Origin of the sequence: Frankia canadensis (genome assembly GCF_900197875.1) — a bacterium.
GTDB classification, from domain to species: Bacteria; Actinomycetota; Actinomycetes; order Frankiales; family Frankiaceae; genus Frankia; species Frankia canadensis.
This window is the reverse complement of the sequence record NZ_FZMO01000197.1, coordinates 1-7,345: the sequence shown is the minus strand read 5'-3', so window position 1 is coordinate 7,345 and position 7,345 is coordinate 1. Positions and strand designations below refer to the sequence as shown.

Below are 7,345 nucleotides of genomic sequence, written 5' to 3'. Positions count from 1 at the left end.
CCGTCGAGCAGCGCCCGCGCGAGCCGCGGATGGGCGCCGACCAGGGCGAACGCGCCTGGGTGTCGGCTCGATGCGCGGACCGGCGGGCCCGGTCCGGCCGTGCTTCCCCCTGCGAGGCACGGCCGGACGGGGACCTGGCGCGGAAGCCGCGCGAACGGAGCTGATGTGGCCGGCCCGCCTTCGCCCGAGCAGGCGGAGTCGGCCCTGAGGCCCGCTGAGCCCACTGGACCCGGGTCGGCCGGATGGGCCCGGGTCGGACCGACGGCGGGCGCTGGCTCAGCTGACTTCGAAGCCGGTGGCGAGGATGGTGGCGAACTCCGGGGGCGGCCCGACAGGCGTGGAGACGATGTAGCGGCCGGGGCGCAGCGTGGTCAGGCCGTACGCGGGGTCGGTTCCGGTCGGCTGGGCCACGGCGACGATGTCGGCGATGTCCTCGAGGTTGACCTTGCGGGACTGCACGTCGGCGGCGGTCGCGGTCTGGCCGTCCCGGACCTTGCCGAGCAGCAGGATGAAGCCGGCCTTGGCCGGGTCGGTGCCGGTGTTGGCGAACTTCATCGCCACCGGGCCGGCGGGCAGCGTCGCCGGCACGCCGGCGAGGCCGGTGCCATCACTGTTGGTCACGTCGAGCGTGGTGTAGCCGCAGGAGTCGTGCGCCCAGGCGTTGACGGCCGTGAGCGCGGCCTGCAGCGAGGCGTCCTCGGTCGGGACCGGCTTGCCTTCCGTCGCGCCCTGCACGGCTGTGGCCAGCGTATCGACCTTGCTCGTCAGGTCTGCCGGAACGCCGGCGCGCAAGGCGGTGATGTGGGGTTGCAGCGGTGTCGCCCAGGCGGCCAACTCGGCTGCTGACGCCGGCGGGCCATCCGGATCGATCCCGGGGATGTTGACCCAGTCGCTGGCCAGCGCGGCGGCGCAGGCCGTCTGGGTGGCGTTGGCCGTGGACGTGGACGTGGACGATGGCGTACCTGCGGCGGCGGGCGAGGCGGCCGAGTCGGAGCAGGCGGGGAGCAGGACGAGGGCGCCGAGGCCGAGGGCACTGGCGGCGACGGTCCATCGACGGCGGGCCGGGCCGGCGATGCTGTGGGTTTTCATCGTTGTCTCCTGATCGGATCCTGGCCGGACCGGTCCGGCTGACCGGTCGTGGTGGCAGGGCGATCATTCGGGCGGCTCGTTCCCGCCGGCACCGGTGCGCGTTCCCACGGCGGTCGGGAGGATTTCCCGGCACGAACGGGAACCGCCGTGCCCCACACTGGTCCGACCGGGTGCGATCCACGGGTTGCACCGAGGGAACAGGCGCGGGGGAGCTGGCGTGGATGTGACTGGTGGGGACCCGCCGCGGCCGTTGCAGCCACGGTCACGGTGGCGATGGCTCGCGCATGCCCTCGCCCTGGCCTTGCTGGCGCTGGTCGCGGTCGGCGTGGTGCTCGTCCTCGCCACCCCGAGTGGGGTCACCACGCCGGGCGGGGACTCGGCGAGCAATTACGGCTGGAGCCAGCTCACGCTCGCGGTCCCGTTCCTGGTCGCCGGCTGGCTGCTGGCGTCGCGGCGGCCGGAGGTGCCGTTCGGCTGGCTGGCGCTCGCCGCCGCGTTCGCCCACGCCGGTGCCGCGGCTGGCAGTGGCTGGGCGATGGCCGCGGTGTACGGCGGGCACGACCTGCCAGGCGTGGTACCTGTGGGGATCCTCAGCGGCGCGTTCGAGGCGACCGAGCCGGTCGTGCTGGCGACTACCTGGGCGACCTTTCCCTACGGCCGGTTCCCACGCGGACGGACTGGCTGGCTTGCCGCTGTCAGCATCGGGCTGTGCGCCGTGGGCTGGCTGTCCGGACCGCTGTGGGATTTCAGGCTCGTCGACCCGCCGCCGAAATACACCGACGTCACCAACCCGATCGGCGTTCCCTTCCCCGGCTGGCTGCCGGTGCTTCTGTTCGCCTCGGGACTGCTGCTTGGGTCGGTCGTCATGGTGGTGCGCTGGCTGCGGGCCGAGGGCGAGCTACGCCGGGTGCTGCGCTGGCTGGCCGTCGTCAATGCCATCGCCATCGTGGTGACGCCGCTCGTCGTGGCGCTGCCGGCCGGCACGATGATCGCCAACGTTGGCACCGGCGTCGAGCTGGTCGTCGTCGTCGCCGTGGTGCTCGCGAACCGGGTGTACGGCATCGAGGTCGTGCTCAACCGCACGCTCGTCTACGTCCTGCTGACCGCGTTCGTGGCCGCGGTGTACGTGGCCGGCGTGGCCGTGCTCGCCGCGTTCGGGCAGGCGGTCGGCGGCCCCTGGACCGTGGCGGCCGCCCTCGGCGCCGCGTTCAGTCTTGCTCCGGCCCACTCGCGGGTGCAGCGGATCGTCAACCGTTTCCTCTATGGCGAGCGGGATGAGCCGCACACGGTGGCGACCCGGGTCGCGGCCCGGCTGGAAACCGCCGGCAGTGTCGAGGCGCTGTTGCCGAGTCTGGTGGAGGCGCTCGCCGGTACCCTGCGCCTGCCGCGCGCAACCGTGGAACTGCGCGGCGACGACGGGTCGGTCCGGGCCATCACGTACGCGGACACCGGCAGCGCAGGAGACGAGGCTGACCGTTTCCCAGGTGGGGCCACCGCTCGTTTCCCACTCGTACATCAGGGCGAGGACATCGGGGCGCTGGTGCTGGGCCTGCGTTCGGGGCAGGGCGCGCTCGGTGCGCGGGAGAGCCGGCTGCTGACTGACATCGCCCGGCAGGTGGCTGTCGCGGCCAGCAACGTGCGGCTCACCGAGGCGCTGATGCGCTCCCGGGAGCGGATCGTCAGCGCCGCGGAAGAGGAACGTCGCCGGCTGCGCCATGACCTGCACGACGGTCTCGGGCCTGTGCTGACCGCCGCCGCGACGAAGCTGGATGCCGCCCGTAACATCGCTGGCCGGGATCTTCCCCGGGCGACGAACCTGCTCGTCGATGTGCGCCGCGACCTCACGTCCGCGCTCGGCGACCTGCGCCGGCTTGTCTACGCGCTGCGCCCGCCCGCCCTCGACGAGCTCGGCCTGCTGGCGGCGCTGCGCGAGACGCTGCGCGGCGCCGCGCTGCCGGTGACGCTGACGGCCCCGGATGCGCTGCCGCCGCTGCCCGCGGCGGTCGAGGTCGCGGCCTACCGGATCGTGACCGAGGCCGTCACGAACGTCGCCAGGCACGCCGACGCGACCCGCTGCGAGGTGACGATCGGCTGCGCCGAGGCGCTGACCATCGAGATCCGCGACGACGGCCAGGCCCGCCGTTCCGCGGGCGGTACGGCCAGCGTTGCCTCCTGGACGCCCGGGGTCGGGCTGACCTCGATGCGGGAACGGGCGACAGCGCTGGGGGGAACCTGGAGCGGCGGGCCTACCGCCGCCGGTGGCCGGGTCGTGGTCGAGCTGCCGCGCACGTTGGCCGCCGGTGGCGTCTCGCGGCTGGTGGACGCGCCCGACCGCCCGGCTGCACAGAACGATGCGAACGCCAACAAAGCGAACGCCAACAAAGCGAATGTCTACGATGCGAACGTCGAGGACGCAGCGAACACCCAGCTGGCCGGGAGCGCGGGATGACGCAGACCAACGGTGGCGCTGGCCGTCTCGATCCGGAGGCGGTCGCCGACGGCGTCGACGGCGTGGCGGCGGACATCCGGGTGGTCATCGTCGACGACCACCGCATCGTCCTCGACGGATTGGTCGTGCTGCTCGACTCGATGGACGGGGTCACCGTCGTGGGTGAGGCCACCTCCGGCGAGCACGCGGTCGGCCTGGTCGGGCGGCTGTGCCCGGATGTCGTACTCATGGACATCGAGATGCCCGGGATCGGCGGCGTCGAGGCGACCAGGCGGATCACCGCCGCGCACCCGTCGGTCGCGGTGGTGATGCTGACGATGTACGGCGAGGACGAGTTCGTCTTCGCCGCGCTGCGCGCAGGCGCCCGCGGCTACCTGCTCAAGGGCGCCCAGCAGGAGGACGTCGTGCGCACTGTCCGCGCCGCCGCGCGCGGCGACGCCGTGTTCGGGCCGGACATCGCACAGCGGGTGCTGCGGACGTTCATCGACCCACGACCCGCGACGAAGCCGTTCCCCGAGCTGACCGACCGGGAACGGGAGGTGCTCGCGCTGCTGGCGAACGGCTGGCCGAACGGCCGAATCGCCCGCCATCTCGGCCTCACCCCGAAGACCGTCGCGAACAACGTCTCCAACATCCTCGCGAAGCTGCACGCCGCCGACCGCGCCGCCGCGATCCTGACCGCCCGCCGCGCCGGCCTCGGCGACCCCTGAGCTCAGGTCTCACCAACACGGATGGCCCAGACTCGGCCGCACCCGGCCCGTGGCCTCGGCGACATCCAGCAGCGTGCCGACCGTCTCCTCGGCGTAGACCCGCCATCATGCCCTCGGATACGCCGTGGAGCGGCGGCCGACGCCGGCCGCGACAGTTCGACAGGCCCGCCAGCACATTCGGCGGAGCAATGGTTGAGACCTGTGGATCGGCTGGGGAGGGCGTACCTTCCCGGTGATCGAGGTTGAGGTCTCAGCCAGGCCGACGTTGGCGCGTCGGTCGGGAAGGCACGCCCGTACTCACGGTAGTACCCGAGGACCTCGGATCCGAGGACGGTCAGGCGGCCAGGCCGTCGCTAGGCTGCCTCGAGCAGCAGCCCGACGAGCTCGACGGGCATGGTGATCATGCAGTCATGGCCGGTCGGCAGCTCCCGCACCCGCTCGCCTGCCGGGACGGGACGCCGGGTGATGCCCGCCGGCCGACCCCCGACGCAGTGGATGTGCGTACGCGGGATCGTGCGCGCGGCCGGGTCGTCCAACCGGACCGGCTCCTGAAGGCACCGCACCGGCTGGTCCGACAGCATCGAGCGCAACCAGGCGACGTCCTCGGGATCGGTGACCCCGAACAAGCCGAGCGGCGGCGGCTGCTCCGGCATCGGCGGAACCCGCCAGCCGTCTACCGCGACGTCGATGAGCTGCTGGGTGACTGGAAGGACATCGACCGCGGTTTCGCCGTCTTCGGGAACCATCGCGTCGAGGAACACCAGATGCGCGATCCGCTCCGGGACCCGGTGGGCAACCCCCGATATGATCATCCCGGCGTAGCTGTGCCCAACGAGCACGACGTCGTCGAGACGCTCGCCTTCGATCAGGTCGGCGACGTCGCCAACGTGGGTGCCGAGCCCGACCTCGGGGCCCAGCAGGTGTGCCTTGTCGCCATAACCGGTCAGCGACGGCGCGAGCACCCGGTGCCCGGCCGACTCCAGCAGCGGGATCACCCGGTCCCAGCTCCGCCCACTGTGCCAGGCGCCGTGTACCAACAGAAATGTGGACATAGTCGTGCGGTTCCTCCTCGTGCCTCGGTACCCTTTGGTAACCGAGAACATCGTGATCCACACGACGCGCACCGGGCAATACGGCACTTTTCGGTGCCCCGGTTCTCAGGAGGTAACCATGCAGGACCCGTGTCAAGCCCGCGAAGTCCTCGGGATCGTCGGGGACAAGTGGGCGCTGCTGATCGTGCGCATGCTCAAGGACGGGCCGCGACGCTTCACCGAGCTCAAGCGGGCCATCGACGGCATCAGCCAGCGCATGCTCACAGCGACGCTGCGCGACCTCGAGCGCGACGGGATCCTGACGCGCACGGTCCACAACGTCATGCCGCCGCACGTCAGCTACGAACTGACCCCGATGGGCCGGACCCTGCGCGAGGCCACCGCACCGCTGCTGGAGTGGAGCATCACGCACCTGGCGCACATCGACGCTGCCCGCGCGGCGTACGGCAACCGCTAATGGGACCACCTCACTGCTGACCGCTGCCGCCGCACTGGTCGCTGTTGCCGGCGCGTTGGTCGCCTTAGACGAGACCCGGCAGGCCAACGCTGAAACCCGCCGGGCGATGAGCCCACCGTCAGGAAGGCCAACTCATCCCGCGCCCAGCTCTCGACGTTCTACTCACGATCGGCGGCGGCGCTGCGGGCGCAGCGACACGACGCCGAGCCTCAAGAGGATCATCCGCTGGGTGCGTTCTTCGAATTCGAGGTGGCGCATCAGTGGGCGCCTAAGTATTCGTAATTAAATAACTTGGTTTTCTTGTTTGGATGTTGGCGATGTTCTGTGATCACGCCGGTAGGGTCGGGGTGTGTCAGTTGAGGGGGCTGGGAAGTTCGAGGCGATGGCCGCGCGCCTGGAGGTGCTGCTGCCGCGGCTGAACGAGCGGGATCGGCGGTTGGCGTTGGGCGCGGAGGCGCGTTCCTGGGGTTATGGGGGAATCGCGGCGGTCGCGCGGGCGACCGGGGCGTCGCGGACGACCATCGCGAAGGGGATGGCGGAACTGGATGACGAGCCCGCCGACCGGAGACGGGTGCGGGCTGTCGGGGGTGGGCGCAGGAGGGCGGAGGTCGCCGACGTCGGGCTTTCTGCGGCGCTCGACGCGCTTGTCGAGCCGGAAACGCGGGGAGATCCGGAGTCGCCGTTGCGGTGGACGACGAAGTCCACCCGGCACCTGGCCTGGGAGTTGACCCGGGCGGGACACGAGGTCAGCCATTCCGTGGTCGCCAAGATCCTGAAATCAGCGGGATACAGTCTGCAGTCGACCCGCAAGACGTTGGAAGGCGCGCAGAGCCCGGACCGGGATGCCCAGTTCCGTCACCTGAACGCGGCCGCAGCCGGGTTCCTTACGGCCGGCGACCCGGTGGTCAGCGTGGACACGAAGAAGAAGGAGTTGGTCGGGCGCTTCACCCAGGCCGGCCGGGAGTGGCATCCCGAGGGCGAGCCGGAACAGGTCGAGACCTACGACTTCCCGCACCTCGCCGACGGGAAGGCCATTCCCTACGGCGTCTACGACCTTGCCGACAACACCGCCTGGGTATCGGTCGGAATGACCCACGACACCTCCGCGTTCGCCGTCGCGACCATCAGGAAATGGTGGGAGAAGATGGGTCGCGAGAAGTACCCAACCGCCCGCCGGATCCTGATCACCGCGGACTGCGGCGGCTCCAACGGGAACCGTCCCTGGCTGTGGAAACACCAGCTCGCTGCCTTCGCCGCCGAAACCGGCCTCGAGATCACCGTCTGCCACTACCCGCCCGGCACCAGTAAATGGAACAAGATCGAGCACCGGCTCTTCTCCCAGCTCACCGTCAACTGGCGCGGACGACCACTGGCCACCTACCAGACCATCGTCACCCTCATAGCCAACACCACCACGACCACCGGCCTCACCGTCCGCTGCGAACTCGACCCCACCGACTACCCGACAAAAGTCAAGGTCTCCAAACAGGAACAGGAGGCCATCCCGATCAGTAGACACAAGTTCCACGGTGAATGGAACTACACGATCAAGGCCAAGAACGACTAGCTTGTATCAATCCAGCTCCTA

6 protein-coding genes are annotated in these 7,345 nt (G+C 70.6%); 4 read left to right on the top strand and 2 right to left on the bottom strand.

What is annotated here, in order from left to right:
• Positions 1–276 precede the first annotated feature (276 nt).
• Positions 277–1,089 (bottom strand): hypothetical protein, encoded by an 813-nt coding sequence (locus C1A33_RS16535; protein WP_101832389.1) that lies wholly within the window; start codon positions 1,087–1,089, stop codon positions 277–279.
• Positions 1,090–1,306: 217 nt separating this feature from the next.
• On the opposite strand from C1A33_RS16535, the gene C1A33_RS16530 reads away from it, so the two are divergent.
• Together C1A33_RS16530 and C1A33_RS16525 are read left to right on the top strand one after the other, a co-directional pair.
• On the top strand, positions 1,307–3,538 hold the full coding sequence (locus tag C1A33_RS16530; protein WP_101832388.1) for a sensor histidine kinase: 2,232 nt from the start codon (positions 1,307–1,309) through the stop codon (positions 3,536–3,538).
• Entirely contained in the window at positions 3,535–4,248 is a 714-nt protein-coding gene (locus C1A33_RS16525; RefSeq protein ID WP_101832387.1) for a response regulator, read from the top strand. Before C1A33_RS16530 ends, C1A33_RS16525 begins: the two co-directional genes overlap by 4 nt.
• A 353-nt stretch (positions 4,249–4,601) precedes the next feature.
• Here the strand turns inward: C1A33_RS16525 and C1A33_RS16520 are convergent, their stop codons facing one another.
• On the bottom strand, positions 4,602–5,300 hold the full coding sequence (locus C1A33_RS16520; RefSeq protein ID WP_101832386.1) for an alpha/beta fold hydrolase: 699 nt from the start codon (positions 5,298–5,300) through the stop codon (positions 4,602–4,604).
• 118 nt (positions 5,301–5,418) lie between these two features.
• Between C1A33_RS16520 and C1A33_RS16515 the strand changes: the two genes are divergently transcribed.
• Both C1A33_RS16515 and C1A33_RS16505 read left to right on the top strand, forming a co-directional pair.
• Positions 5,419–5,757 carry a winged helix-turn-helix transcriptional regulator gene (locus C1A33_RS16515; RefSeq protein ID WP_101832385.1) on the top strand — a complete coding sequence of 113 codons (339 nt, stop codon included), beginning with the start codon at positions 5,419–5,421 and terminating at the stop codon, positions 5,755–5,757.
• Positions 5,758–6,139: 382 nt separating this feature from the next.
• Positions 6,140–7,324, top strand: coding sequence for an ISAzo13 family transposase (locus tag C1A33_RS16505; protein ID WP_101832383.1), 1,185 nt, complete (start codon positions 6,140–6,142; stop codon positions 7,322–7,324).
• Positions 7,325–7,345 lie beyond the last annotated feature (21 nt).

What these genes read in the sequence shown, in the direction of transcription:
- C1A33_RS16535 (WP_101832389.1), bottom strand. Translation starts at nt 1,089, where the DNA reads ATGAAAACCCACAGCATCGCCGGCCCGGCCCGCCGTCGATGGACCGTC.
- C1A33_RS16525 (WP_101832387.1), top strand. Translation starts at nt 3,535, where the DNA reads ATGACGCAGACCAACGGTGGCGCTGGCCGTCTCGATCCGGAGGCGGTC.
- C1A33_RS16520 (WP_101832386.1), bottom strand. Translation starts at nt 5,300, where the DNA reads ATGTCCACATTTCTGTTGGTACACGGCGCCTGGCACAGTGGGCGGAGC.
- C1A33_RS16515 (WP_101832385.1), top strand. Translation starts at nt 5,419, where the DNA reads ATGCAGGACCCGTGTCAAGCCCGCGAAGTCCTCGGGATCGTCGGGGAC.
- C1A33_RS16505 (WP_101832383.1), top strand. Translation starts at nt 6,140, where the DNA reads ATGGCCGCGCGCCTGGAGGTGCTGCTGCCGCGGCTGAACGAGCGGGAT.